Source organism: Acinetobacter genomosp. 33YU, assembly GCF_001990725.1.
Taxonomy (GTDB): Bacteria; Pseudomonadota; Gammaproteobacteria; order Pseudomonadales; family Moraxellaceae; genus Acinetobacter; species Acinetobacter seifertii.
This window is the reverse complement of record NZ_LFZQ01000011.1, coordinates 98,255-124,383: the sequence shown is the minus strand read 5'-3', so window position 1 is coordinate 124,383 and position 26,129 is coordinate 98,255. Positions and strand designations below refer to the sequence as shown.

25 protein-coding genes are annotated in these 26,129 nt (G+C 39.1%); 19 read left to right on the top strand and 6 right to left on the bottom strand.

All coding sequences use genetic code 11. From position 1 onward, the window contains the following. Positions 1 to 494: 494 nt before the first annotated feature. Positions 495 to 761: a hypothetical protein gene (locus AC056_RS14115; RefSeq protein ID WP_004701816.1), complete on the top strand. Its 267-nt coding sequence runs from the start codon at positions 495 to 497 to the stop codon at positions 759 to 761. 131 nt (positions 762 to 892) lie between these two features. Beyond that, positions 893 to 1,228 (top strand): hypothetical protein, encoded by a 336-nt coding sequence (locus AC056_RS14110; protein WP_077164233.1) that lies wholly within the window; start codon positions 893 to 895, stop codon positions 1,226 to 1,228. Between the two features lie 80 nt (positions 1,229 to 1,308). On the opposite strand, the gene AC056_RS14105 is transcribed toward AC056_RS14110, so the two are convergent. Continuing rightward, on the bottom strand, positions 1,309 to 1,473 hold the full coding sequence (locus AC056_RS14105) for a hypothetical protein (protein ID WP_000086293.1): 165 nt from the start codon (positions 1,471 to 1,473) through the stop codon (positions 1,309 to 1,311). Between the two features lie 435 nt (positions 1,474 to 1,908). Between AC056_RS14105 and AC056_RS14100 the strand changes: the two genes are divergently transcribed. The 7 genes from AC056_RS14100 (at position 1,909) to aroC (ending at position 8,265) form a co-directional block, all read left to right on the top strand. Continuing rightward, positions 1,909 to 2,214, top strand: a complete 306-nt coding sequence (locus AC056_RS14100; RefSeq protein WP_004701812.1) for a YcgL domain-containing protein — start codon at positions 1,909 to 1,911, stop codon at positions 2,212 to 2,214. Continuing rightward, complete coding sequence (locus AC056_RS14095; protein ID WP_019459071.1) at positions 2,207 to 2,593, top strand: hypothetical protein; 387 nt, start codon at positions 2,207 to 2,209, stop codon at positions 2,591 to 2,593. Before AC056_RS14100 ends, AC056_RS14095 begins: the two co-directional genes overlap by 8 nt. Positions 2,594 to 2,622: 29 nt before the next feature. After that, a complete protein-coding gene (locus AC056_RS14090; RefSeq protein ID WP_004701808.1) occupies positions 2,623 to 3,474 on the top strand; it encodes an AAA family ATPase in 852 nt (283 codons plus the stop codon). 15 nt (positions 3,475 to 3,489) lie between these two features. Then, a complete protein-coding gene (locus AC056_RS14085; protein WP_077163972.1) occupies positions 3,490 to 4,677 on the top strand; it encodes a vWA domain-containing protein in 1,188 nt (395 codons plus the stop codon). A gap of 36 nt (positions 4,678 to 4,713) precedes the next feature. After that, a complete protein-coding gene (gene trpB / locus AC056_RS14080; RefSeq protein ID WP_077163971.1) occupies positions 4,714 to 5,919 on the top strand; it encodes a tryptophan synthase subunit beta in 1,206 nt (401 codons plus the stop codon). 237 nt (positions 5,920 to 6,156) lie between these two features. Then, a complete protein-coding gene (gene prmB, locus AC056_RS14075; protein ID WP_019459074.1) occupies positions 6,157 to 7,161 on the top strand; it encodes a 50S ribosomal protein L3 N(5)-glutamine methyltransferase in 1,005 nt (334 codons plus the stop codon). A 12-nt stretch (positions 7,162 to 7,173) separates the two neighbouring features. Continuing rightward, a complete protein-coding gene (gene aroC, locus AC056_RS14070; RefSeq protein WP_077163970.1) occupies positions 7,174 to 8,265 on the top strand; it encodes a chorismate synthase in 1,092 nt (363 codons plus the stop codon). A gap of 99 nt (positions 8,266 to 8,364) precedes the next feature. On the opposite strand, the gene AC056_RS14065 is transcribed toward aroC, so the two are convergent. After that, on the bottom strand, positions 8,365 to 9,594 hold the full coding sequence (locus AC056_RS14065; RefSeq protein WP_077163969.1) for a GGDEF domain-containing protein: 1,230 nt from the start codon (positions 9,592 to 9,594) through the stop codon (positions 8,365 to 8,367). Positions 9,595 to 9,915: 321 nt separating this feature from the next. Here AC056_RS14065 and AC056_RS14060 point away from each other — a divergent pair, with 321 nt between their 5' ends. Then, positions 9,916 to 10,668, top strand: a complete 753-nt coding sequence (locus AC056_RS14060; RefSeq protein WP_019459076.1) for a TenA family transcriptional regulator — start codon at positions 9,916 to 9,918, stop codon at positions 10,666 to 10,668. A 48-nt stretch (positions 10,669 to 10,716) separates the two neighbouring features. On the opposite strand, the gene AC056_RS14055 is transcribed toward AC056_RS14060, so the two are convergent. Both AC056_RS14055 and lipA read right to left on the bottom strand, forming a co-directional pair. Continuing rightward, entirely contained in the window at positions 10,717 to 11,856 is a 1,140-nt protein-coding gene (locus AC056_RS14055; protein ID WP_077163968.1) for a helix-turn-helix domain-containing protein, read from the bottom strand. 156 nt (positions 11,857 to 12,012) lie between these two features. After that, complete coding sequence (gene lipA / locus AC056_RS14050) at positions 12,013 to 12,999, bottom strand: lipoyl synthase (RefSeq protein WP_077163967.1); 987 nt, start codon at positions 12,997 to 12,999, stop codon at positions 12,013 to 12,015. 362 nt (positions 13,000 to 13,361) lie between these two features. Between lipA and AC056_RS14045 the strand changes: the two genes are divergently transcribed. The 6 genes from AC056_RS14045 to AC056_RS14020 are packed head-to-tail and all read left to right on the top strand — an operon-like array spanning position 13,362 to position 20,208. Then, the gene (locus tag AC056_RS14045) at positions 13,362 to 14,324 is read left to right on the top strand and encodes a thiamine pyrophosphate-dependent dehydrogenase E1 component subunit alpha (RefSeq protein WP_001177519.1); all 963 of its coding nucleotides are present in this window, start codon (positions 13,362 to 13,364) and stop codon (positions 14,322 to 14,324) included. Between the two features lie 13 nt (positions 14,325 to 14,337). Next, a complete protein-coding gene (locus tag AC056_RS14040) occupies positions 14,338 to 15,357 on the top strand; it encodes an alpha-ketoacid dehydrogenase subunit beta (RefSeq protein WP_077163966.1) in 1,020 nt (339 codons plus the stop codon). Between the two features lies 1 nt (position 15,358). Then, positions 15,359 to 16,894 carry a 2-oxo acid dehydrogenase subunit E2 gene (locus AC056_RS14035; protein ID WP_077163965.1) on the top strand — a complete coding sequence of 512 codons (1,536 nt, stop codon included), beginning with the start codon at positions 15,359 to 15,361 and terminating at the stop codon, positions 16,892 to 16,894. 10 nt (positions 16,895 to 16,904) lie between these two features. Further along, positions 16,905 to 18,308: a dihydrolipoyl dehydrogenase gene (lpdA, locus tag AC056_RS14030; RefSeq protein WP_077163964.1), complete on the top strand. Its 1,404-nt coding sequence runs from the start codon at positions 16,905 to 16,907 to the stop codon at positions 18,306 to 18,308. A 26-nt stretch (positions 18,309 to 18,334) separates the two neighbouring features. Continuing rightward, positions 18,335 to 19,120 (top strand): acetoin reductase, encoded by a 786-nt coding sequence (locus AC056_RS14025; RefSeq protein ID WP_077163963.1) that lies wholly within the window; start codon positions 18,335 to 18,337, stop codon positions 19,118 to 19,120. Positions 19,121 to 19,149: 29 nt separating this feature from the next. Further along, complete coding sequence (locus tag AC056_RS14020; protein ID WP_077163962.1) at positions 19,150 to 20,208, top strand: 2,3-butanediol dehydrogenase; 1,059 nt, start codon at positions 19,150 to 19,152, stop codon at positions 20,206 to 20,208. Positions 20,209 to 20,255: 47 nt separating this feature from the next. Here AC056_RS14020 and AC056_RS14015 read toward each other — a convergent pair whose 3' ends face one another. Together AC056_RS14015 and AC056_RS14010 are read right to left on the bottom strand one after the other, a co-directional pair. Further along, complete coding sequence (locus AC056_RS14015; RefSeq protein ID WP_039251268.1) at positions 20,256 to 21,167, bottom strand: bestrophin family protein; 912 nt, start codon at positions 21,165 to 21,167, stop codon at positions 20,256 to 20,258. 70 nt (positions 21,168 to 21,237) lie between these two features. Further along, positions 21,238 to 22,509, bottom strand: a complete 1,272-nt coding sequence (locus AC056_RS14010) for a sigma-54 interaction domain-containing protein (protein WP_077163961.1) — start codon at positions 22,507 to 22,509, stop codon at positions 21,238 to 21,240. 191 nt (positions 22,510 to 22,700) lie between these two features. Between AC056_RS14010 and AC056_RS14005 the strand changes: the two genes are divergently transcribed. The 3 genes from AC056_RS14005 (at position 22,701) to AC056_RS13990 (ending at position 26,115) form a co-directional block, all read left to right on the top strand. Beyond that, positions 22,701 to 23,396 (top strand): MBL fold metallo-hydrolase, encoded by a 696-nt coding sequence (locus AC056_RS14005; RefSeq protein ID WP_077163960.1) that lies wholly within the window; start codon positions 22,701 to 22,703, stop codon positions 23,394 to 23,396. 9 nt (positions 23,397 to 23,405) lie between these two features. Continuing rightward, a complete protein-coding gene (locus AC056_RS13995; RefSeq protein WP_019459087.1) occupies positions 23,406 to 25,061 on the top strand; it encodes a bifunctional protein tyrosine phosphatase family protein/NAD(P)/FAD-dependent oxidoreductase in 1,656 nt (551 codons plus the stop codon). Between the two features lie 262 nt (positions 25,062 to 25,323). Next, positions 25,324 to 26,115 (top strand): sulfite exporter TauE/SafE family protein, encoded by a 792-nt coding sequence (locus tag AC056_RS13990; RefSeq protein WP_077163958.1) that lies wholly within the window; start codon positions 25,324 to 25,326, stop codon positions 26,113 to 26,115. The last annotated feature ends 14 nt before the right edge of the window (positions 26,116 to 26,129 follow it).

The window sequence follows — 26,129 nt, the reverse complement described above, 5'->3', positions numbered from 1 at the left end:
ATAAAGGTGTTTTTAGTTCAAATAAACTCCGTGTATTTAAGAAATAGTTTGATTGATTAATATTTATTCAAATAATGCTTGTTAATATTACTTAAAAATAAGACTCTTTTATAAGCAAAGCTTTATGAGCTTAATTTTTTATTTAGCTTTGCTTTATATTAGTGAACTTTTTTAAAGTTTAATTACTATAAATATGAGTTAATCTTAATTATATATACCTATGCTGAATTAAATTAACTTTATTCATGAGAAAAATTCAATTGCGTATATATACAGGTCTGTATATTCTTGGCAGCAAGAAAAACAATTTCAAAATAAATAATATATAACTATAAGTTTGTTTCGGTGCAGAAATATAGAGGCCTTCTCGGGGAGAGGAGGCCTCTAATTTTATTTGTGCAATCTTAAAAAGTTTTTAAAATCAATAATAAGTTAATATTGAAATTAATTTTTTATGCTATAAATAAAGCTTACTAATAACTAGAGAGATAAACATGACTAATAATTTTAATGCTGAACAGGCAAGAAAAAATGCTAAAGATGTAAAAATTGATCAAACAATATTGTTAGAAAAAATCTTATCTGGAACTGAGGAAATTTCCAAAGAAGGTAAACGCCGAGCAGTGTTTCAATTTCCAATAGATGCCTTACATCCTGAACATATTACCCAAGTAGAAGAAGAGCTAAAAGCTCGAGGTTTTAATGTTTCAACTAATATTGAACAGTCTGGTACAACGGTCAATATTGAAGTTAGTTTCTAAATTTTTTATCAGACGCCCATACTTTAGGGCGTTTCTTATAATTTTTTACAATCTAAATTTATAAAAATCAATATATTGTTTGACAGGCTTGTACTTCTTCTGTAGTTTTACTTTTTGAGTGGAATATGGATATGAACTTCCAAACAATACTTTCATCTTTCAAAAATCAATCTACTGGTACGGATGCATTTAAAAACTTAAAAAATGCGTGTGAGCAGTATCTAAAACAATCTCCAGATCTAAACCAAAAATCAGCGACTTATCTTATTTATGGATTTGCTCGTAGTTATGTAATCTTATATGAAGATGAAGCAGTGACTACCGAGTTTGCGCAAGCTTCAAAAGAAACATTAATGAATTACATGAGTCATTTAAATGAGGCTTTACTTACTCAAGATGACAGCTTAATTTTGACTGCGTTAAATCAGGTGAGCAATGACTATATGCAAGGCTCAAGAGTCTTTTAAAGTCTTTGTTTAGCTTATTAATAGGATACTTCTTTAGTCATCAGTCATCAAGTTAACCAAAGAAGTATCTAGTGGTAATTTTAATGTGATTTTTTCTTACCACCGCCATCTTGTTTATTGACGGTAGACCATGCAATACGTTCAGCTTCTTCTTGAGAATGACCTCTATCTACTTCACTCTCAACAATATGTTTAGCCTGACGCTTTTGCTTTGCTGTATAAGATGATTTATCGCCACGAGACATAGCATAGACCTCCTATTTATAGATCTATAGTTATTGAAACACATCCGAATTTATAATCGGTTAAATAATGTCTTATCCTGTATGCATAAGTTAAAGCTTACCAAGGTTTAATTTAAAGCAGAATTTAAATTAAATTTATAATTTTCAATAAATTAAACTGGATTAACTTCAGTTAAATTAAATTTTGATTGTTTTCAAAATGTAATTTTTTCATTTTATAAAAGTAGTTCAAAGGATTTTTTATGTAAAATTAATAGGTTATTAAAGGTCGAAAATTTAAAACTTTAGAAAATTAAAAGTTATTTGTCGACCTTAATGATTGTTGTGGGTTAATATTTCGCAAGAAAAGAAAAAACGACTGATGCGTAAACAAACCTGCGTGTGTCTGTTGTTTTTTTTCATGTATGCTGTCCTTAGTTCAAGAGTTGATTTGAAATGCACTGTGATATTTATAGATCGAGCAAAAAAGATGAAATGTACATTTATATTGCTCGTCCAAACTATCCTGATGATACGGAGCAAACCGATCCGTTTGAAAAAGTTCCAGAAGCTGTTTTACAAGCATTTGGTCGTGCAACATTTGTCATGCATTTAGAATTGGCTCCAACACGTAAATTAGCGCGTGTAAATGTTTTACATGTACTAGACTCATTACAAACAAAAGGTTTCTTTATTCAGATGCCGCCAGAAGGGTTAATTAACCCAAATGCAGTTGAACCAGAGGGCTTACGTGGTGCGTGAAGATCAAGCTGGAGTTTTAAATCAATTACTTTCTTCTCTCGATGCAATTCCTGAGGAAATCATTGCTTTAACAGCTTATGGCGTTGGCGCTCTTATTGCTTTGTGGTGTTGGTGGCGTTTAATGCGTCGCTTACCTACTACTTTTGGCGCAATAAGCTGGTTAGTTGTATTTGCTATTTTATTGACGCCAACCGTTTCGGAAGGACCTAATGCATCTGTAGCACCAGCTATTTTTGGTTTACTGTTTGGTGTGTTAACTAAAGACAGTCCTTTAATCTGGTCAAATTTATCCTTAATTCTGTTTGTGGTTGGTCTAGGTTTGGTTATTGGCTATTGTTGGTCAAAATATTCAACAAACAAGAGCATGCGTTCCATCTAACCATTGAAATAGAAAAATAAGGTCTCTACATGTCTGCTGATACCCAACATTTTACCGGTACAGATCAATATATCGCGACTGATAGTCTTAAACTTGCTGTAAAAGCAGCTCGTGCTTTGCAAAAGCCTTTATTGGTTAAAGGTGAGCCAGGTACAGGTAAAACTTTACTTGCTGAGCAAGTTGCAGAAAGTCTAGGTTTAAAACTCATCACTTGGCACATCAAGTCAACGACTAAAGCACAGCAAGGCTTATATGAATACGATGCTGTGTCCCGCTTGCGTGATAGTCAACTCGGTGATGATCGTGTTTACGATATTAAGAACTATATTAAGCCCGGTAAACTGTGGGAAGCTTTCACCAGTGAAGAGCGTTGTGTGCTTTTAATTGATGAAATTGATAAAGCAGACATCGAGTTTCCAAATGACTTGTTACATGAACTTGATAAGATGTCTTTTTATGTTTATGAAACAGGCGAAACGATTACGGCTACTCAACGTCCAATCGTAATTATTACTTCAAATAATGAAAAAGAATTACCAGATGCGTTCCTGCGTCGTTGCTTCTTCCACTACATTGAGTTTCCAGACGAAGCAACTATGCGTGAAATTATCTCGGTACATTTCCCAAGTATCTCTGCAACCTTAGTAAATGAAGCACTTCAAGTTTTCTTCAAACTCCGTGAAATTCCTAACTTGAAGAAACCACCATCTACTTCAGAATTAATTGATTGGTTGAGTCTGCTTATGGCAGATGATATGCCTGAAGATGTATTACGTAATAGAGATACATCAAAAGCGATTCCACCTTTGTATGGCGCACTCATTAAAAACGAGCAAGATGTGCAACTGCTTGAACGTTTGGCTTTCATGTCACGACGTTAAAGGAGGGAATAACCCATGTTTGTGCGGTTATTTTACACCTTACGTAAATACGGTGTTCCAGTTACTACACGTGAGCTCATTGACTTAAACCGTGCAGTAAGTGAAGGTTTAGTTTTTGCCGATCAGGAAGAGTTCTATCAGCTTGCTAAAACCATTTTAGTTAAAGATGAACGCTTTTTTGATAAGTTTGACCGTGCCATGAAAGATTACTTTGATGGCATAGAAACCTTTGATATCGATGAATTACTCAAGCAAGTCCATAAATTACCAAAAGACTGGTTCGATTTAGAACTTCTCGAAAAGCATTTAACACCAGAGCAAAGAGCTGAGCTTCAAAAAGCAGGTTCTTTAGAAGAACTGATGAGAATGCTAGAGGAACGCTTACGCGAACAGCATAAAAAACACCAAGGTGGTAACCGTATGGTTGGCACAGGTGGAACATCACCTTTTGGCGCTTTTGGTGACCATCCAGAAGGCGTCAGAATTGGTGGGCCGGGGCGTAAACGTTCGGCGGTTAAAGTCTGGGAACAGCGTAAATACCAAAACCTAGATGACGACCAAGTTCTTGGAACTCGTCAGATGCAAATTGCTTTACGACGTTTACGCAAATTTGCTCGTCAAGGTGCTGCTGAAGAGCTAGATGTTGACGGAACAATTCGGGAAACAGCTAAGCAAGGTATCTTGGATGTTCAGATGGTGCCAGAGCGCCGTAACCGAATCAAAGTATTGATGTTGTTTGATGTGGGCGGTTCAATGGATGCTCATATTGCCCAATGTGAAAAGTTATTCAGCGCAGCTAAAACAGAATTCAAAACACTTGAATACTTTTATTTCCATAATTGTCTTTATGACTATGTTTGGAAAGATAACTACCGAAGAACAGCTACGCGTATGAATACATGGGATTTGTTTCATACTTACGGACGCGACTATCGTGTAATTGTGGTAGGTGATGCCAGTATGGCACCGTATGAGCTGAAATCGGTAGGTGGCTCGGTTGAATATATGAATGATGAGGCAGGTGAAATTTGGTTACGCCGCCTACGTCAGCATTTTGATAAAACAGCATGGTTAAATCCTGAAACAGAAGGGTATTGGCATTACACACAAACAATTGGTTGGATTAAAGAGATTTTTGAAAACCATATGTATCCAATGACCCTAAAAGGCATTGAGGATTTAACGCGTTACCTTTCTCGATAAACTTGATAACTTTAATAATTTAAAAAGAGGGATGATATGCAACATCAAATTAATGGTATTGCTTTACCGAATGAACAAGGATTTTTTGGTGAGTATGGAGGGCAATTTATTCCTCCACATTTAAAAGAAGCAATGGATGAAATTAATGTTGCTTATGAAGAAATTCGCCATACAGCTGAATTTCAAAATGAACTATCAGACCTCTTTACGAATTATGTAGGTCGTCCTAGTCCTTTATTTTATGCAAAACGTCTTTCAGAACAGCTAGGCGGCGCACAAATTTATTTAAAGCGTGAAGACTTAAATCATACGGGTGCCCACAAAATTAATCACTGCTTAGGTGAAGCTTTACTTGCTAAATATATGGGCAAAAAGAAAGTCATTGCTGAAACTGGAGCAGGTCAACATGGAGTTGCTTTGGCAACAGCGTGTGCTTTAGTGGGTATTCCGTGTGAAATTCACATGGGCCAAGTTGATATTGAAAAGGAACATCCAAATGTTGTCAAAATGAAAATTTTGGGTGCACATTTGGTGGCAGTTACACGTGGTACAGCAACCTTAAAAGATGCGGTAGATAGCGCATTTGAAGAATATTTAAAAGACCCTAAAAACTTTATTTATGCCATTGGTTCTGTGGTTGGACCACATCCATTTCCTAAAATGGTTCGAGATTTTCAATCTATTATTGGTAATGAAATTAAAGATCAAACGCACCATCGCTTTGGTAAAAATCCAGATTATGTGGTGGCATGTGTTGGTGGCGGTTCAAATGCTATCGGTGCGTTTACAGCATTTTTAAATGATTCGGATGTAAAACTCGTTGGGGTTGAACCAGCTGGACATGGGTTAGACACCAATATGCACTCGGCAACCTTAACTTTAGGTAAACCAAGCCAAATTCATGGTATGGCGTGTTATGTGCTTGAAAATGAGGCTGGTGAACCTTTACCAGTGCATTCTATTGCTTCAGGACTAGACTATCCGGGTGTTGGGCCACAACATAGTTTCTTAAAAGATTTAGGTCGTGTTGAATATAGTACTGCAACCGACGAAGAATGTTTAGATGCTTTTATGACACTTTCTCGTGTAGAAGGAATTGTTCCAGCGCTTGAAAGCTCACACGCTGTTGCATGGGCAATTCGTGAAGCGCCAAAGCTGCCGAAAGAAACCATGATAGTGGTGAATCTTTCTGGACGAGGAGATAAAGACTCCGATTATGTTGCAGAAAAGCTTAAGCTTTAAGCCAACTAGAGTTCATAAGCGGTCAATATTTAAAGGCCGCTTTTTTGTTTCAGAGACTACATATTGCGCTACTTATAAAGTTCATTATTTCTTAATTAAAACAAAGTATTCTAATTTAAAGCCGTGATTTATATAGATTGGGTTGTAAAACACTGGTTCACAAGGCAAAGCGTTGCGTTGCTTTGTCTCACTCAGTAGAATAGTCACTTTGCAAAATTTGCCTTTGGAGACGCCTAAGTGGAGCGACCGACGATTAGCCCTGAACATTTACAGGAAGCTGCTGAAAATTTATCAACAATTCGAGACTTTATTCGTTTTGGGGTATCAGCATTACGTCAACATGATGCACATTTAGGACAAGGTACTGAAGATTATTTTGCAGAAAGCTCTGCATTAGTTTTACAAACCTTATCTCTTGAATGGTCAGCAGATGCAGAAATTCTAGATGCTAAACTTTTACCAAGTGAAAAAGCAGAATTCTTAAGCTTGCTGGAGCGTCGTATTAATGACCGTATTCCAACTTCTTATTTATTAAATTTAGCTTACTTCTTCAATAAGCCATTTTATGTTGATGAACGCGTACTTATTCCTCGGTCACCAATTGCAGAGTTAATTGAGCAACGTTTTGCACCATATTGCTTAGATGAAAATGGTCAAATGCGTGAAGCGCTCAACAACTTACCAGAAAATACCAAACCTAAGACTCCGCAACGTATTTTAGACATGTGTACAGGTTCTGGTTGTATTGCTGTGGCTTTAGCTTATGCTTATCCAGATGCTGAAGTGGATGCAACAGATATTTCTAAAGAAGCTTTAGAAGTAGCCTCAATTAATGTTGAACACCACAATAAGCAATATCAAGTTGCGTTACTTGAATCTGATTTATTCGCCAAGATTCCAGCTGAAAATCAGTACGATTTAATTGTAAGTAACCCGCCATATGTTGATGCCGAAGATATGGCTGACCTACCAGAAGAGTTTTTACATGAGCCTGAACTTGCATTGGCAGCGGGTCAAGATGGTTTAGACTTAGTTCGTAAAATGCTTGCTCAAGCAGCAGATTATTTGACAGAAGATGGTTTAATTGTCATTGAAGTGGGTAACTCTGAATGGGCAATGCGTCAGAACTTCAATACGATTGATTTCAACTGGCTTACTTTCCAAAAAGGCGGTTCAGGTATTTTTGCTTTGACTGCTGAACAGTGTCGTCGTTATAGAAAATTATTTGCAGAACAATCTTAAGGAGTTGTACGCATGGCAGGGAACACTATTGGACAACTCTTTCGTGTAACTACATGTGGTGAATCACATGGTGTTGGCTTAATGGCAATTGTTGATGGCGTGCCACCGGGCCTTGCATTGACTGAAGAAGATCTGCAAATAGACTTGGATCGCCGTAAACCTGGTACATCGAAATTTGCAACTCAACGTAAAGAACCTGATCAGGTTGAAATTATTTCAGGTGTATTTGAAGGGAAAACCACAGGTACTCCAATTGGTTTACTCATTCGTAATACTGACCAAAAATCGAAAGATTATGGAAATATTGCGCAAACCTTTAGACCGGGTCATGCGGATTATACCTATACACAAAAGTATGGTTTCCGTGATTATCGTGGTGGCGGTCGTTCAAGTGCTCGTGAAACTGCTATGCGTGTTGCAGCAGGCGCTATTGCGAAGAAATATTTAGCAGAAAAATTTGGTGTCTTGATTCGTGGTCACGTCACTCAAATTGGTAATGAAGTTACCGAGAAACTAGATTGGAATGAAGTTCCAAATAATCCATTTTTCTGTGGTGATGTAGATGCGGTTTCTCGCTTTGAAGCATTGGTTACTTCTTTACGTGAACAAGGCACAAGCTGTGGCTCTAAACTAGAAATTTTAGCTGAGAAAGTTCCTGTGGGTTGGGGCGAGCCTGTTTTTGACCGTTTAGATGCTGACATTGCACATGCAATGATGAGTATTAATGCGGTGAAAGGTGTGGAAATTGGTGATGGTTTTGCAGTTGCTGGACAGTTTGGTCATGAAACACGTGACGAATTGACGAGTCATGGCTTCTTAGCAAATCATGCTGGTGGAATTTTGGGTGGTATTTCAAGTGGTCAAACCATTCGTGTAGCGATTGCCCTAAAACCAACAGCAAGTATCACAACTCCGGGGAAAACGATTAATTTAAATCGTGAAGATACTGATGTATTAACTAAAGGCCGTCATGATCCGTGCGTCGGCGTTCGAGCAACTCCAATTGCGGAAGCAATGCTGGCTATTGTTTTAATGGATCATTTCCTACGCCATCGTGCTCAAAATGCAGATGTTGTTCCTCCATTTGCTCCAATTGAACCTTAGGTATAGCTCTGGTTGAATTAAGAAAAGCCACATAATTTAAAGTATGTGGCTTTTTATTTATTGATAGCAATTTTTTTAATTATATAGACTTATAAATAACTAAGTTAAGTTTACAATTTGTTCTTCATTTACAGCAATTTGATATTGATTACGACCATTTGTTTTTGCTTGATAGAGTGCATGATCAGCACGGCTAACAAAAGCAGAAATTGAATCATTTAAACGCGGCACAGTCGTTGCGACACCCACACTAATGGTTACATACGGTGAAACACTGCTACATGGATGAACAATGGCAATTTTTTTAATTGCGTTCATTAATCTTTCAACTTGAATTTGAGCCTGTTGTGGGGTTGTCATAGGGAAAAGAAGTAAAAACTCTTCACCACCATAACGAGCAACCAAATCTCCACTACGAGCGGCGATAGATGAAATTGCAGTAGCAATATCTCTTAAACACTGATCACCCTTAAGATGACCCAAGGTGTCGTTATATGACTTAAAAAAGTCGATATCAACCATCATAATAGTAAGTGATGTCTCATGGCGTAGTGCACGTCGCCATTCATTATCTAGTGTTTCATCAAGATAACGTCGGTTAGCAAGCCCAGTTAAAGCATCTTGTTGTGAAAGCAAAGATAGCTGCTGCGCTTGTTGCATAAGTTCAATACGGTTGAGCTCAATCATACAGTTTTGTAAATAGTTTTCTCGGTGTTGACGGTCTGTTGCGTAAGCAAGGGTCATCCCTAAGAAACTACTAAACGTATATGTACGGTTTAAAAAGGTCCAATCAATGTCACCTTTTACATAAGTACTGACTAAAATACCAACAAAACCACCAACCCATCCGGCAATAATGGCAGTATAAAAGCGCATACCTACAGCACCGTAGATAATCACAATTGCATACATCATCGCTGCATGAAAAAGAACATTATCTTGGCCATTTTCTAAAACGTTAATTAAAATAAAGGTGATAGCAACGGCGGAAGCAGAGCCAATTCCGACATAATAATCAAACCACTGATTTAATTTTTTAATAAATGATAAAATCCATGCAATTAAAACTATTATACCCACCCAAGAATAATAGTTTAACCAGGATAAAACTTGTTCAGTCGGTAAAACTTGGTATATACCAAAGCTTAAAAATAAATATAATATTAAAATAATAGGTGCTCTATAGCGAAACTCATAGGCCGCACCTTCTTGATATTGAAAACGATAAATCGTTTCAAGTTGCTTTGGAAACCTGAGGAAATTTAATCCGCGTGTGGTTAATAAATCTATTTGTTCCTGTCCCAATATATTGGAACCTTGCAACTTCATAATTAATGCTCTCTATATTGGAAGTTGGCATAAAATGAGACTTGGTTTATTAAAGTTCCATCTAAAAGTATTGGTTATATAATGTGTGGATTATTTAAAAATAATAATACAGATTTTTTAAAAAAGTAATGATTTTTATAGTCTCTAATTGTGATAAAAATCACGACATTTCAATGATTAGCGTCACAATTATCTAAAGACCCCAAACCTTTGAGAAAAAATGACAAATGGTCGATTAAAGATTGTATCTTTATCATTTTCGGATAGACTTATAGCCGTGAAGTACAGATGATTGCTGTCATATAAATAGGAAAATTAGCAATGACTGCTTTAAATCAATATGGAATGAATTTAGAAATTACAGCGCATAATGAATGGTCTCAGCGATTTTGGGATGATCTTTTACCAGTTAAGGAGCGAGTCAGTAAACATCCGTTTTTTACTGAAATGGCCAATGGGGGATTGAGCCTAGAGAGTTTCCGTTATGCATTACTTAATTTCTATCCATTAGTAGCGCACTTTCCATCATATATGGCTGGTGCATTAGCTAAAGCGACTGCTTTTGCTGAACCCGGTGTAACGGAAGCACGAGACTGGTTAATTCAAAATATTAAAGTCGAAGAACGCCATTTGCGGTGGTATCGTGATTGGGCTAAAGGTTTTGGATTAACTATAGAACAGCTTGATAGCGTGAGACCACCGGCTGCAATGAATGCGGTGAACCATTTTCTATGGAATATGAGTCATCGTGGTAATTTAGCTGAATGTTTAGCTGCTACCAACTTAGCAATTGAATGGGCGACAGGTGACTGGTCTATTCAAGTCTATAAAGGTATTCATGCTTATACAGATCACCCTGAAGTCACGATTGATAAGCGCTCTTTAGCTTGGTTACGTGCCCATGCGCATTATGATGATTTACATCCTTATGAAGCCATGGAGTTGATTAAACGTTTGTCGAATGACCGACCCGATTGGCAGCAAAAAGCATTTCATGCTGCTGAAGAAGGATTGCGTTATTACGAGCTGGCTTTAGATGATTGCTATAGGATACAGCTTAAAGCTTCTGCTTAAGCTGATCTTGAAAAGGGAGAATATTTATACAATATTCTCCCTTTTATTTTATTCAAGCAATTTTAAAAGCTTTACTCTATAAGGTGTATCCTCAGGTAATAATTCAAGTAAGCGTTCAACAGCATCAACTCGATCAGGCACACGACTGACTACCCGTAATAGTTGATCTATATCATCAATTTGATAAATCACATGGCTCAATCGAGCATCAAAACAATCTCTCCAAGCGCATAAGAATGGGCTTTCTGATTTGGCTAAAAAACTACCTTTGTAGAGTGTTAAAGTGGTTGCAGTAAACCCTAAGTTTAACGCCTGCTCAGCCATAAGAAAGTCACATTGAATTTCACAGTTGAGTCTATATGGCCGTGACTCGATAACATCTGGAATTAAGTTCCGAAGTTGAGAGAGTTCAGATTTTAGTGTGGTTGTACTCACTGGGCGGTCGCCATATAAAGCGTAGTGCAGTTCTTCTAAGTTTATACCTTCTGGACACAAGGCAAGAATACATAATATTTCGATTTGGCGCTGCGTGAGTGTTAAGCCATGTTGATTGTATTGAACTTTAGGTGTGCCTAGAGCCTTAATATATAAAATGTTTTTTTGATGAAGTTGAATGGCTTGTTTTACAATATCTGCACATCGTTCAACCGCTAAAATTCCAAGTGAATTGTGCTTTTGATACTTAGTTGATAAGTTCATAATGCCATAAAACTGGCCTGTGTTTGCATCGGTGATTGGGGCTGCATAACATACCCAGTCTCTAACGCTGTTCATCTGGTTTTCGTGTGAATAAACACAGCTTGCTGAATGTGTATTGAGGGCAAGACCAATCGCATTTTGACCAACCGCTTGAGTAGACCATTGCCCACCTTCAACAAAGTGGACTTGTTCAGCAGATGAACGCATAGGTGTACTACTCCATGTCCAGAGTAAAGTACCGTGAGGATCTGTCACGCCAATTGCCATATCCGCATCTTCAGCAATATGCATCAAATTTCTATGGCACTCTTGGATTGAACGACCAAATAAGGAATGTTGCCATTCCTGATCAAGATCAAATATAGGGGCCGCATCTAAATCGAGTGACGGCTTTTTCACTGAATAGGCTGTTTCAGAGGTTATTTCCGTTCTAAAGAAAGACGGAAGGTTATCTGTAGAAGGCAATAATAGTTGTTTTGACATATCCATATCGAAATTCCTTTATCGTTGAAATGGCGTATCCTTAGCCGCTCAACAGGTTTAACTTTATTATTGTGACAATTTCCTCTTATTTCATTTACCTTAAATAGTTTTAATGGGTTTGACCATTAGCCAATTGGATAAGTTTTGTTATTTCGGATTGCGCTAAGACAAAACATCTTCTTTTGAAAATGGCTTCGGTGCAGGTTCACCAAAGTATTGCCGATCGGCAAAATAGCTAGAACGTACCATTGGTGCACTCCAAATATTTTTAAAGCCTAAACGTTTTCCATGCTGAGTGTATCTTTCAAACTCTTTTAAATGGACAAAACGATGAATAGGGGCATGTGACTTTGAGGGCTGTAGATATTGTCCAATAGTGATTAAATCTACATCGTGATCTTTTAAATCATTGAGTAGAGCAAGTACCTCAGCCTCAATTTCTCCTAATCCAACCATCAGACCGCATTTAGTTTTAATATCTGGACAGTATTTCTTAAAACGTTTTAATAAATTTAACGAATGCTGATAGTCCGAACCAGGGCGCATCGCTCTATATAAACGCGGTACTGTCTCAATATTATGATTAAACACATCGGGTGGCGATAAACTTAATGTCGAAAGTGCAGTTTCTAAACGACCACGAAAGTCAGGGACTAAAATTTCAATCAGCGTGTCTGGACAACGGTTTCTGATTTCTTCAATGCATTTTACAAAATGTGCTGCGCCACCATCGTGTAGATCATCGCGGTCTACAGAGGTAATCACGACATACTTTAAGTTTAGGTTGGCGACCGTTTCTGCCAGATGCTTAGGTTCATTTTCATCTAAAGGCATTGGACGACCATGAGCTACATCGCAGAAAGGGCATCGTCTTGTACAAATATCGCCCATAATCATAAATGTTGCCGTACCGCCACCAAAACACTCAGGTAGATTTGGACATGCCGCTTCTTCGCAAACGCTATGCAACTTTTGTTGGCGCAGCAGATTTTTGATACGTTGAATTTCTTCGAAATCCGTTATTTTTGCTCGAATCCATTCTGGTTTTTTAGGTAATTCTTCGGTAGGTAAAATCTTAATCGGAATACGAGAAACTTTATCTATTCCTCTTAATTTAATACCTGCCTCTATTTGCCTTTTTAAGTTCATATATAAAACTCCATTTTATATTGAATTCATTTTAAATTAGGTTGTGTATAATAGAATCTTAATTTATAAAATAATAAAAAATGAATTTATTAATACACACAGTACACAGCAAATATTATAAATTAACAAAGGTTGGTTAAAGGTTTGTTTTATAAGTTGATGAAATGAATTAAAATTTTTTAATTTTATTTTTGCATTGTAAGTTTGTGAAAAATAAAAATTAATAGTTAAAAATATTATTTTAAAATTTTTAGTCTAATAGCATATTAAATTAAATTGAGCTTTATTATTTATAGCGAAATATATATCTCTCGCTGAAACTTGGTTGATTTTCAATAATCAAGATAATAAAGGAAAAGGATATGCAATTAACGGAAGAGCAATTACTCGCAGCATACAAACGCATGCGTGATATTCGTGAATTTGAGGATCGACTTCACGAAGAAAATACCAATGGTGATATTCCTGGTTTTATTCATTTATATAGCGGAGAAGAAGCTGTTGCAGTTGGGATTTGCGAAAACTTAACCGACAAAGACTATATCACTTCAACACACCGTGGACATGGACACTGTATTGCAAAAGGCTGTGACATTCACGCCATGATGCTGGAAATTTTTGGTAAAGATGACGGACTCTGCCGTGGAAAAGGCGGTTCTATGCATATTGCCGATTTAGACAAAGGTATGCTCGGTGCCAATGGGATTGTGGGTGGTGGGCCTCCTTTAGCAATTGGTGCAGCTTTGACAGCGAAAACTTTAAAGACTGGTGGTGTCGGACTGTCTTTTACAGGTGACGGTGGCTCAAACCAAGGTCTTACTTTTGAAGCGATGAACATGGCTGTCGTTCTTAAACTTCCAGTGATTTTCGTTTTCGAAAATAACGGCTTTGGTGAGGGAACAGGGCATGATTATGCAGTAGGAAGTAAGGACATAGCTGGTCGTGCAGCAGGTTTTGGTTTACCTGCGGTTAAAGTTGATGGTACAGACTTCTTTGCTGTCTATGAAGCCGCTCAAACTGCCATTGAACGTGCACGCCGTGGTGAAGGTCCGAGTGTGATTGAAACCATTACAAACCGTTTTTATGGCCATTTCGAAGGTGACCCTGGCTTGATTCGTTCTAAGGAAGAAGTCGAGTTTATTAAAGAAAACAAAGATCCTTTGAAAATTTTCCGCGAAAAAGTCAAAGGCAAAATTGATGAAGCCAAACTAGACGAGATTGATGCATCTTCTAAGGCAAATGTTGATGATGCCGTTGCAAAAGCTCGTGCTGCGGCATATCCAAAACCAGAACAACTCCTTACCGACGTCTATGTCTCTTACTAAAGGAATAGTAAAGATGCCAAATAAAAGTTTTCGTAATGCAATTAAAGAAGCCATTGAATCAGAAATGCGCCGCGACCCAACCGTATTTGTTGTTGGTGAAGATGTTCGCGGTGGACACGGCGGTAAAAACACTGAAGACAACCAGTTGGAAGGTTTCGGTGGTGTATTGGGTGTAACCAAAGGTTTATGGACAGAATTTGGTTCGGAACGTGTGATTGATACGCCAATTACCGAGTCTGCAATTATTGGTATGGCCGCTGGTGCAGCTGCAACAGGTTTACGTCCTGTTGCTGACTTAATGTTTATGGATTTCTATGGCGTCTGTCATGACATGCTTTATAACCAAGCCGCTAAATTCCGTTATATGTTCGGTGGAAAAGCAAAGGCGCCAATGGTTGTACGTGGCATGATTGGCGCAGGTTTTTCTGCGGCAGCTCAGCATTCTCAGTCGCCATATAATGTATTTGCCGCGGTTCCGGGCTTGAAAGTTGTGGTTCCATCTAGCCCATATGATGTGAAAGGACTATTAATTCAGGCTATTCGTGATGATGACCCTGTGGTGTTCTGTGAGCATAAAATGCTCTATGACATTAAAGGTGAAGTTCCAGATGATGCCTACACCATTCCTTTTGGTGTAGCAAATTACACCCGTGAAGGGACAGACGTGACCATTATTGCTTTAGGTCTGATGGTACACCGTGCCAATGAAGTAGCGGACAAACTGGCAAAAGATGGTATTTCGGTTGAAGTGGTAGACCCTCGCACAATTTCACCTCTGGATGAAGAAGGAATTTTAGAGTCTGTTGCATCAACTGGACGCGTGGTCATTGTGGATGAATCGGCAGCACGCTGTGGTTTTGGTCATGATGTGGCTGCACTAATCGCCCAAAAAGGTTTCCACTATTTGAAAGCACCTGTTGAACTCGTAACGCCACCACATACGCCTGTTCCATTCTCTCCAGTTTTAGAAAAAGAATGGATTCCAAGTGTAGAGCGTATTGAGCAAGCTGTACGAAAAACATTGGAGGCTTAGGATGAGCGAAATTAAAACACTGGAGATCCCAAAATGGGGATTATCCATGGAAGAAGGCACGATTGCCCAATGGTTGATTAAAGAGGGTGATAGCTTTAATAAGGGCGATGAAATTTGTGAAATTGAAACCACAAAAATCGTCAATGTGTTAGAAGCGCCTTTTGCTGGAACGCTCCGTAAAATTTTAGCGAAAGATGGTGATACTTTACCTGTTGGTGGTCTTATTGCCGTATGTGCTGATAGTGAAGTTTCTGATGCAGAAATTGAAAAGTTTATTGCATCGCTAGGTAGTTCAGCAGCTAAGGCCCCTGAAGCTCCTTCGGAACAAAGTAAGGCGGAAACATCTGCACCTGTTGTTGAAAAAACAGAACAACCACAGTCTGTAGCTGCAAGTGCTTCAGCTCCAGTAAAGGCTGCTAAAGGTGACTACGCTGTACCAGAGCCATTACAAGGCTATCAAACATCTGATGATTTGTTTGCAACACCACATGCGTTAAAGCTTGCAGAAAAGCACAATGTAAACTTGGCAAAAGTCACAGGTTGTGGTCGTGAAGGACGTATTAGTGTTCAAGACATCCAGAAGGCTGTACAAGCTGCTGGTGGTCAGTGGCCTGATGTTAAGCAGCAAACTCAAGCTAAAGTGGTTAAATCTACTGCCGATGATAGCCAAGTTTTAGCGACACCTGTAGCACGCCGTTTAGCAAAGCAATGGGGCATCAATCTAAATGACTGCCGTGTTTCAGGTACTCGTGGTCGGGTCTGTAAAGAAGATGTTGAAGCGGTTTACTATCGTAATAACCCTGCATCGGTAAATGAACAATCTACTCAATGTGCTGTTCAACAACAATCGACCGTTACTACTGTAGCGATGAATGGGATGCGTAAGGCGATTGCTTCACGGCTACAGGCTGCAAAACGTAATGCACCACATTTTCGCTTAGTGGTCGATCTAAACGTAGAAGCTTTGCAAAATTTACGTAAGCAGATTAATGAGACTGTTCCACAAGTGAAACTTTCTATTAATGACATGCTCATTAAGGCAGCAGCAGCGGCGCTGATTAAAGTACCTGAGGTGAATGTTCAATTTGATGAGGCAACTCAATCAATTTTACAGTTCTCTCAAGCGGATATTTCGGTGGCTGTAGCGATTCCAAACGGTTTAATTACACCGATTGTAAAAGCTGCAAATCAGAAGTCGTTAGCACAGATTTCCGATGACATGCGTGATTTGGCAACCCGTGCTAAGACTGGCAAGTTACAACCTGATGAGTTTCAGGGCGGTAGCTTTAGCATTTCAAATTTAGGAATGTTAGGCATTAAACAGTTCGATGCCATTATTAACCCACCGCAAGGTGCAATTATGGCATTAGGCGCTTCTGAATCTCGCGCTGTTGTTGAAAATGGCAATGTAGTGGTTCGTGAAATTGTCACAGCAACGTTGTCTTGCGATCACCGAGTTATTGATGGCGCACTTGGGGCGAAATTCTTGGCCAGCTTTAAGCAGTTTGTTGAAAACCCTGCTTTAATTTTGGTGTAGGAGAACCCGCATGTCAGAAGCTCAATTTGATTTAATTGTGATTGGCGCGGGACCGGGTGGGTATGTGGCTGCAATTCGTGCAGCCCAGCTCGGGTTAAAAACCGCAATTGTAGAAGAGCAACATTTAGGTGGAATTTGTCTAAATTGGGGCTGTATTCCAACTAAAGCTTTGCTTGCAGGGGCAGAGCTTGCAAACCAGTTTAAACATGCTGGACAATTTGGTTTTCAGATATCTCAACTCGATTTTGATATTCAAAAGCTTGTGCAGCATAGCCGACAAGTGTCAGCTCAGTTAGTACAAGGCATCGATTACTTACTGAAAAAGAATCAGGTGACTGTATTTAATGGCCGTGCTCAGCTTACGGCTAAAGAAAAAATTGAAGTGACCGATGCACAAGGTAAAAGTCAGGCTTTGAGTGCACCGCATATTATTTTGGCAACTGGAGCTAAAGCTCGACATGTTCCTCAGCTTCCTGTCGATGGAACCTATGTCTGGAGCTATAAAGAGGCTCTTGTTCCAGAGCAGTTACCGAAAAGTTTACTGGTTGTAGGTTCAGGTGCAATTGGTAGTGAGTTTGCGAGCCTTTATCAAGACTTGGGTTGTCAGGTCACGCTTATTGATTTAGCCAAGCAGATTTTACCAACTGAAGATGCTGAAGTTGCTCAATTTGTTAGAAAGCAATTTGAACAAAAAGGCATGAAAGTCTTAACCGATGCTGTTGTTCAAAGTATTCAAATTGAAAATGATCAAGTCCACTGTGTAATTGAAACGGCAAATGATGTTCAAACGCTTGTTTTTGACCGTGTGCTTTCGGCAATTGGTGTACAGCCGAATACCACAGGGTTAGGACTAGAACGTTTAGGTGTAGAACTGAATCCACAAGGTTTTGTGGCAATTGATGACTATTGTAAAACCAATGTAGCAGGGCTTTATGCGATTGGTGACGTGGCTGGAGCACCTTGTCTTGCCCATAAAGCAAGCCATGAAGCCATGATATGTGTCGAGAAAATTGCTGGTGTAGCAAACGTACATTCACTCGATCGTAGCCAGATTCCGGGTTGTATTTTTACTCATCCACAAGTGGCGAGTATTGGTTTAACGGAAAATGCAGCAAAAGCTCAGAATTTACCTGTACGAATCGGCAAGTTTTCTTTAACTGCAAATGGTAAAGCTTTGGCAATTGGAGATGCGTCAGGTTTTGTGAAAACTATTATTCATTCAGAAACGGGCGAACTGCTTGGTGCACATATGGTAGGCCATGAAGTAACCGAACATATCCAAGGATTTGCTATTGCCAAATACCTAGAAGCAACTGATGAAAGTTTAGCTCAAGTGATTTTCCCGCATCCAACATTATCAGAAGCCATGCATGAATCTATTCTGGCTTCAATGCAACGAGCGATTCATATGTAGAAATTCTACATTCACAGGAGTTGAACATGGTTAAGGGATTAAAAAATAAAGTCGTTTTAGTGACGGGGGCAGCTCAAGGCATTGGCCGTGGGATTGCCCTGCGCTTGGCGCAAGAAGGGGCACATATTGCATTAGTTGATATGAAACAAGATCGACTGAACGATGTGCAGCAGGAAATTCAGGCTTTAGGTGTAAATGCGAGCACATTTATTGCCGATGTCAGTGATCGCGAGCAAGTATACGCCGCTATAAATCATGCTGAGCAGACACTTGGCGGGTTTGATGTCATGATTAATAATGCTGGAATTGCACAGGTTCAGGCGATTGCTGATATCACACCGGATGAATTTCAAAAAATAGTCAATATCAATATTGGTGGCGTACTGTGGGGAATACAGGCTGCTGCTGCAAAATTTAAGCAACGCCAACATAAAGGTAAAATCATTAATGCCTGTTCAATTGCAGGCCATGATGGTTTTGCTTTACTCGGTATTTACTCAGCAACCAAATTTGCAGTACGAGCACTTACCCAAGCTGCGGCAAAAGAATATGCCAGTCATGGTATTACGGTAAATGGATATTGTCCCGGAATTGTCGGAACAGACATGTGGGTTGAAATCGATAAACGTTTTGCTGAAATTACCGGTGCAGCAATCGGTGAAACTTATAAAAAATATGTGGAAGGCATTGCCTTAGGTAGAGCCCAAACACCAGATGATGTAGCTGCATTAGTTGCTTTTCTGGCAAGTGAAGATTCGGACTATATTACGGGTCAATCCATTTTAACGGACGGTGGAATAGTCTATCGCTAAAACAACATCCTGATTTGAGGGAGATAATAATGAAAGCAGCGCGTTTTTATGGCAGAGGTGATATTCGCATTGAAGATATCCCTGAACCAGAAGTCACTCCCGGCACTGTAGGCATTAAGGTAGCTTGGTGTGGAATCTGTGGTACAGATTTGCACGAATTTATGGAAGGGCCAATTTTTATTCCACCGTGCGGACATCCGCATCCTATTTCAGGCGAATCTGCGCCGATTACTATGGGACATGAATTTTCAGGTGTGGTCTATGCTGTAGGTGAAGGTGTTGATGACATTGAAATTGGTCAGCATGTGGTGGTAGAGCCTTATATTGTGGCCGATGATGTACCGACTGGACCGGGCGATAATTATCATCTTTCCAAAAATATGAACTTTATTGGTTTAGGTGGTCGTGGTGGTGGTTTATCGGAAAAAATTGCAGTTAAACGCCGTTGGGTACACCCAATTTCCAATAAAATTCCACTGGATCAGGCAGCCTTAATTGAACCGTTATCGGTGGGTCACCATGCTTTCGTGCGTAGTGGTGCAAAGGCTGGTGATATTGCACTGGTTGGCGGTGCTGGGCCAATTGGTTTATTGCTTTCGGCAATTTTAAAAGCGAAAGGTCTTAAGGTCATCATTACTGAGCTAAGTGCCAAACGTAAAGAAAAAGCCAAAGAGTCGGGAGTCGCAGATTATATTTTAGACCCATCTGAAGTTGATGTTGTTTCTGAGGTTATGAAAATTACCAATGGCGATGGTGTCGATGTCGCATTTGAATGTAGTAGCGTTAACAAGGTATTAGATACTTTGGTCGCAGCAGTGAAACCAACTGGTGTGATTGTCATAGTTTCGATTTGGAGCCATCCAGCATCAATTAATGTGCATAGTGTGGTAATGAAAGAGCTTGATGTACGAGGCACAATTGCCTATGTAAATGACCATCAGGAGACGATCAAACTGGTTGAAGAAGGTAAAATAAATCTTGAACCTTTTATTACGCAGCGTATTCAACTGGATGATTTGATTTCACAAGGTTTTGAAACCTTAATTCATAACAATGAGTCGGCAGTTAAGATTATTGTACAACCCTAAATAGAAACTTAAACATGTAAAAAAGAGCGAATCATCGCTCTTTTTTATTAAAGTAAATTGTTGTTCTTGGCTTCAATAATAGGAGGTAATGGCTGTCCTAAAGAGCTTAGAGACTCACGTTCAATCAAACGTACAATAGAATCGAGCGGTAAATCATTTTCTTGTAACCCAAAAGGTTCTTCAATTTGAGCACTTAAAGCATCTAGCCCTAAAAACATATAAGCGATTAAGCCAACAATAAGCGGTGTCCAAATGCCTAAAGCTGCTTCAAGGCTAAACGGTAATATGAAACAGAAACAATAAACAGCGCGATGTAAAAGTACAGAATAAGAGTAGGGTAAAGGTGTCCCCGCAATACGGTCACAACCCGCTTGAATATTGCCTAACTCAATAATATGTCGATTTAGCGTGCTATAGATAATGTCACTAATTTCGCCGTCTTTTAGTATTTTAACTAAATCTTTTTGAATGTTTTCGAGTACAAACTGCGGTGCATTAATATGATCATTTAAATAATCGAGTGAAGAGTTATTTAAATAAGCATGTTCAAGAAATTTGGTCGGCTCAGCGGTTTGCTGGCGCAGTCGATCACGTAGTAAATTACTAAAAATTAAGACCTGATGAATTAAATGTTCACGTTGTTCATTAGATAGAACATGGCTGTCTCTAACAATATGTCTGGCATTGGCAATTAAAGCACCCCAAAGTTTGCGGCCTTCCCACCAACGGTCATAACAGGCGTTATTTCTAAAACCCGTACAAATGGAAAGTATCACACCAAAGATTGTAAATCCAATTGCGGGTACAGTAGGAATTTGAATCCAATGATAATAAGAAAGCCAAACTACACATGCTGAAATAAATACAACAAAACTCAATGCTGGCAAGACCTTGGGTAGAACAGTTCCTTTCCATGCAAATAAGAGTTTAAAAACGTTGCTTTTATCGCGAACAATCATAGAAAGCCTTTGAATTTAATGGAACTAACCAACTGCAATATGATACGCCTTAGATCTAACAAATACCTAGCTAAAGCTTATGTTTTTGTCTATATCGCCAAAGCGTTGTACGGCTAATACCAAAAATATTAGCAACCATATTCAGGTTATGGTCATATTTTTCTAAAGCAGCTTGTACATTTTCTGGACTAAGCTCGGTATTTGTCTCAGGCAATTTAACGTAATCGTCAGCATTTAAAAGTTCATTTGGTAAGTCTTCAACTTCAATCTCATCCTTACCATTTGCCATCGTTAATGCATAAAGTAGGGTGTTTTTAAGCTCGCGAACATTTCCCGGCCAGTCATAATTTAAAAGAACTTGCATGGCTTTTTGATTGACGTGACGAGGCATGGTGTCGAGTTGAGTTGAGCTTTCTTTTAAAATCTGATCGACAATGAGTGGAATATCGACTTTTCGTTCTCTGAGTGGTGGTATAAAAATTGGAATTACGCGTAAACGGTAGAGTAAATCATGACGGAACCGTCCGGCTTTAGCTTCTTCGCGTAAAGCTTTATGTGTTGCAGTAATAATTCGGACATTGGCTTGAATCGGTTTTTCACCACCTACAGGTGTAAATTCACCTGTTTCTAACACTCGTAATAATTTAGCTTGAAGCTCTAAAGGAATTTCGGCAATTTCATCCAGAAACAGTGTTCCACCAGCGGCACGTTCAAACACGCCTTTATGGTCACGAATTGCTCCTGTGAAAGCACCTTTAACATGTCCAAACAGCTCACTTTCTAAAATATTGGCATTGAGAGCAGCACAGTTAATCGCTACAAAAATTTTGTTTTTGCGCTGGCTATAATCGTGAATGGCTTTTGCTACCAATTCTTTACCACTCCCAGATTCACCGCGGACAAGCACTGGAAATTCAGTAATAGCTACTCTTTGAATAATCGAAAACATACGAGCCATTTCTGGTGAGCAGCTATTAAAAACTTTGGCTAAGTCTTTCAATTGCTCTGTTATTTCTAACGGTTCTGTAATGTCATTTTCATTGCTTATCGGCTGTAAAATATGTAGCTTCCCAATAATCCGATGCTCGGTAATATAAATATCATGTTCTTGATAGATAAATCGCTTTCTAACTTTAGGAGTATTAATTTCGAGATATTGATTGTGATGATCTTGAGTAAGCGCTGCCATGCTCTCAACAGAAATGTCATCTGTGTTAAATTTATAGTGAATTGCGTGAGTCGTTGTGTCTGCTAAAAACAGACTCGCATTTGGGAATAAAGCCTTAAGTTGCTCAAATAAAATATAAAAATCTTGTTCAGACTCAAAATTTAGCTTTGCCATTTCATATGTTTCACAATCGTTTCATTGAAACATACTTGAGTTTCACAGAAACATCAAGAAAAGTTTATATTCTGATTCTAATTTTAAATTTTCAATTAACTATATGATTTTTAAACTTATTATTTAAATAAAAATAATTGGCATTGTATTTGCAAAATATAGGATAGAAATAAATTATCGGGGTATAAATCATGTTCTTTAAGCAATTTTTTGAACAAGAAAGTTCGACTTATACATATATGCTTGGATGTGAAGAAACACGAGAGGCTGTTTTAATTGACCCAGTTGCATCAGATATAGAAATCTATGCAAAAGAATTAGAAAAGCATCAATTTACGCTCATCTATACCTTAGATACACATGTTCATGCAGATCATATTACTGCTGCAAATTTACTGCGTGAACGTTTTCATTGTAAATCGGTTTTACATAGAAATTCAGATGTAAGTTGTGGAGATATTCTTATTACAGATGGTTGTACGCTGAAACTAGGCAAACTTAGTATTGAAGCACGTTATACACCAGGTCATACCAATGCTTGTACGAGTTATCTAGTTGAAAACATGGTTTTCACTGGTGATGCATTATTAATTGATGGTTGCGGTCGAACTGACTTCCAGCAGGGAAATGCAGGCACACTATATGACAGTATTCATAAGCAACTATTTAGCTTGCCTGACGACACTATTGTGTATCCGGGACACGATTATAAAGGTCGTTTATCTTCAACCATTGGCAATGAACGTTTAAATAACTCACGTTTAGGCCAGAATCGTTCGCGTGAAGATTTTATTAAATTAATGAATAATTTAAATCTTCCATATCCAAAGCAGATCGATAAAGCACTTCCTGCTAATCAGGCCTGCGGCTCAATTTCACAATCATAAGGTGGCAATATGGAAATTAAACGAGTTAATCAAGAATTTTATGTTGCTGCTCAAATCACCGCTGATGATGTCGCAAAAATTGCAGATCAGGGAGTAAAGACTCTGATATGTAACCGCCCGGATGGAGAAGGTGCAGACCAACCCAATGTGATTGAAATTGAAGAAGCAGCTCAGCGACATGGCCTAAAGGTAATTTATCAACCTGTTAGCAGTGGCAAAATTACCGATCAACAAGTTGCCGAGTTTAAACAGCTTTATAAGAATGCCCAAAAACCTGTTTTAGCGTATTGCCGTTCTGGTATGCGTGCAATCAGTTTATGGGCTTTGGCCGAAGTTGCTCCAAAAGATGCAGCACTGTTAGTTGAATCTGGTAATAAACTTGGTTTTAACTTAAAAGGCCTAGTTCCACGTATTTTAAAAAGAGATCATGAACCAAGCTCAGTTCCTTGCTATAGCGTTGTAATTGTGGGAGCAGGCGCAGCTGGAATTTCTGTAGCATCAAGTTTACTGTCTCGTGAACCTCATTTGGATATTGTCATTATTGATCCGGCAGACACTCATTATTATCAACCGGGCTGGACTATGGTGGGTGGTGGTATTTTTAAACCGCACGTCACTGCACGCTCAATGGCAAGTGTGATTCCTTCAAAAGTAAAATGGATGAAAGCCGCGGTTGCTGGATTCGACCCTGAGCATAATCAGGTTATTTTGGAAGGATGTCAGCCCATTCAATATAAAGCCTTAGTCGTTTGTCCTGGTTTAAAACTCAACTGGCATGGCATTGAAGGTTTAGTCGAAACCTTAGGTAAAAATGGGGTAACGTCTAACTATCGTTATGATCTAGCGCCGTATACCTGGGAGCTGGTGCAACAGCTAAACGGTGGAAAGGCAATCTTTACTCAACCGCCTATGCCGATTAAATGTGCTGGTGCTCCTCAAAAAGCAATGTATCTTTCAGCTGACTACTGGTTAAAGCAAGGCAAACTAAAAGATATCTCTATACATTTTTATAACACCGGCGGTGTTTTATTTGGCGTGAAAGAATATGTGCCTGCACTCATGCAATACGTCGAAAAATATGGCTCTGAACTTCATTTTAATCATCAACTGGTCAAAGTAGATGGGCCTGCAAAAAAAGCATGGTTTAAGGTAGTGAATGAGGAAAATGCAGCATTAGTCGAGACCGATTTCGATATGTTGCATGTTGTTCCACCCCAACAAGCCCCAGATTTTATTCGTGCTAGCACACTCACTGATGACGCAGGCTGGGTGAGTGTGAATCCTCAAACTTTACAACACACACAGCATGCCAATATTTTCGCTTTAGGTGATGTGATGAATGCGCCTAATGCCAAAACGGCTGCTGCTGCACGCGCACAAGCTCCGATCGTCGCTGTGAATGTGATAACGCAGCTCAAGGGTGAACAAAACTTCTGTGAATACAATGGGTATGGCTCATGTCCACTCACAGTAGAGCGTGGAAAAATCGTTCTAGCCGAGTTTGGTTACGGCGGTAAATTGCTTCCTAGTTTTCCAAAATGGGTGATTGATGGACAAAAGCCATCTCGTTTGGCTTGGTTACTTAAAGAACAGATTTTGCCACCGATTTACTGGCAAGGCATGCTCAAAGGTCGCGAGTGGATGGTCAAACCTGAGCGAGGATAAGTAAAGCAACGCTTTATCCTGAGAAGCGGTTGAAGCTTCGTAAGAAGGCGAGAGCTGTGCTCGAGTGGAAGAGGATAAACAAGCAACGCTTTATCCTGAGAAGCGGTTGAAGCTTCGTAAGAAGACGAGAACTATATTCGAGTTAAGAGGATAAACAAAGCACCGCCTTACCCTGTGAAGCTTCGCAAGAAGATGAGAATTTGCTTACTCATCAAATGGCAGTCCACAGCAAATGAAATATATGCAATTTTAGGCTTTTGATATGTTACTACTTGTCGTTGAAGGCATTGTGATTGGCTTTTTACTTGGTCTAACTGGTGCGGGTGGCGGTATTCTCGCTGTACCCGCACTCATGACAAGTCAAGGCTGGACAGTGGCTCAAGCAGCGCCTATTGGTTTGCTGGCTGTCGCGCTATCTACCCTGATTGGGACCATTGAAGGCTTATTTAAAAAGATTGTGCGCTATCGCGCTGCAATCTGGATAGCAATTATTGGTACTCCAATGGCCCATATTGGAATCTTAATATCCAATACGATTTCACCTGTCTGGCTCATGTTAATGTTTAGCTTGGTTATGTTTACAGTGGGTTATCGACTCCTCAGTAACCGAGTTTCAGATTTCCATAACCCGCCATGTCAGGTCAACCCAAGTACAGGGCGATTTATCTGGAATTTTAAAACTGGAGGTGTACTTGCCGGCATTGGAATTATTGCGGGGCTTTTAACTGGTATGCTAGGTGTTGGTGGTGGCTTTGTAATTGTACCAGCGCTTAGAAAAGTCACAAATTTGGATATGCATAGCATTGTTGCAACCTCACTTATGATTATTTTTCTCATTAGTGGCATAAGTATTGTGATGCATATTGCAGAGGGTTTTCATTATCCAGTCGCCATTACGAGTGCGTTTGCTCTTGCATGTGTAGCAGGCATGCTATTAGGTCGTCGAGCCATTCGCTTTATTCCACCTACGATTGTACAAAAAGTCTTTGCTTTAATGGTTTTTGCTGTTGCAATTTATATGGTCATTAAGATTGTTAATCTAACTAATATTTAAGAAATATAGTATTT

What these genes read in the sequence shown, in the direction of transcription:
- AC056_RS14025 (WP_077163963.1), top strand. Translation starts at nt 18,335, where the DNA reads ATGGTTAAGGGATTAAAAAATAAAGTCGTTTTAGTGACGGGGGCAGCT.
- AC056_RS14035 (WP_077163965.1), top strand. Translation starts at nt 15,359, where the DNA reads ATGAGCGAAATTAAAACACTGGAGATCCCAAAATGGGGATTATCCATG.
- AC056_RS14015 (WP_039251268.1), bottom strand. Translation starts at nt 21,167, where the DNA reads ATGATTGTTCGCGATAAAAGCAACGTTTTTAAACTCTTATTTGCATGG.
- AC056_RS14045 (WP_001177519.1), top strand. Translation starts at nt 13,362, where the DNA reads ATGCAATTAACGGAAGAGCAATTACTCGCAGCATACAAACGCATGCGT.
- AC056_RS14090 (WP_004701808.1), top strand. Translation starts at nt 2,623, where the DNA reads ATGTCTGCTGATACCCAACATTTTACCGGTACAGATCAATATATCGCG.
- aroC (WP_077163970.1), top strand. Translation starts at nt 7,174, where the DNA reads ATGGCAGGGAACACTATTGGACAACTCTTTCGTGTAACTACATGTGGT.
- AC056_RS14105 (WP_000086293.1), bottom strand. Translation starts at nt 1,473, where the DNA reads ATGTCTCGTGGCGATAAATCATCTTATACAGCAAAGCAAAAGCGTCAG.
- AC056_RS14010 (WP_077163961.1), bottom strand. Translation starts at nt 22,509, where the DNA reads ATGGCAAAGCTAAATTTTGAGTCTGAACAAGATTTTTATATTTTATTT.
- AC056_RS14060 (WP_019459076.1), top strand. Translation starts at nt 9,916, where the DNA reads ATGACTGCTTTAAATCAATATGGAATGAATTTAGAAATTACAGCGCAT.
- lpdA (WP_077163964.1), top strand. Translation starts at nt 16,905, where the DNA reads ATGTCAGAAGCTCAATTTGATTTAATTGTGATTGGCGCGGGACCGGGT.
- AC056_RS13990 (WP_077163958.1), top strand. Translation starts at nt 25,324, where the DNA reads ATGTTACTACTTGTCGTTGAAGGCATTGTGATTGGCTTTTTACTTGGT.
- AC056_RS14100 (WP_004701812.1), top strand. Translation starts at nt 1,909, where the DNA reads ATGCACTGTGATATTTATAGATCGAGCAAAAAAGATGAAATGTACATT.
- lipA (WP_077163967.1), bottom strand. Translation starts at nt 12,999, where the DNA reads ATGAACTTAAAAAGGCAAATAGAGGCAGGTATTAAATTAAGAGGAATA.
- AC056_RS14085 (WP_077163972.1), top strand. Translation starts at nt 3,490, where the DNA reads ATGTTTGTGCGGTTATTTTACACCTTACGTAAATACGGTGTTCCAGTT.
- trpB (WP_077163971.1), top strand. Translation starts at nt 4,714, where the DNA reads ATGCAACATCAAATTAATGGTATTGCTTTACCGAATGAACAAGGATTT.
- AC056_RS14110 (WP_077164233.1), top strand. Translation starts at nt 893, where the DNA reads ATGAACTTCCAAACAATACTTTCATCTTTCAAAAATCAATCTACTGGT.
- AC056_RS14115 (WP_004701816.1), top strand. Translation starts at nt 495, where the DNA reads ATGACTAATAATTTTAATGCTGAACAGGCAAGAAAAAATGCTAAAGAT.
- AC056_RS14020 (WP_077163962.1), top strand. Translation starts at nt 19,150, where the DNA reads ATGAAAGCAGCGCGTTTTTATGGCAGAGGTGATATTCGCATTGAAGAT.
- AC056_RS13995 (WP_019459087.1), top strand. Translation starts at nt 23,406, where the DNA reads ATGGAAATTAAACGAGTTAATCAAGAATTTTATGTTGCTGCTCAAATC.
- AC056_RS14005 (WP_077163960.1), top strand. Translation starts at nt 22,701, where the DNA reads ATGTTCTTTAAGCAATTTTTTGAACAAGAAAGTTCGACTTATACATAT.
- AC056_RS14040 (WP_077163966.1), top strand. Translation starts at nt 14,338, where the DNA reads ATGCCAAATAAAAGTTTTCGTAATGCAATTAAAGAAGCCATTGAATCA.
- AC056_RS14055 (WP_077163968.1), bottom strand. Translation starts at nt 11,856, where the DNA reads ATGGATATGTCAAAACAACTATTATTGCCTTCTACAGATAACCTTCCG.
- AC056_RS14065 (WP_077163969.1), bottom strand. Translation starts at nt 9,594, where the DNA reads ATGAAGTTGCAAGGTTCCAATATATTGGGACAGGAACAAATAGATTTA.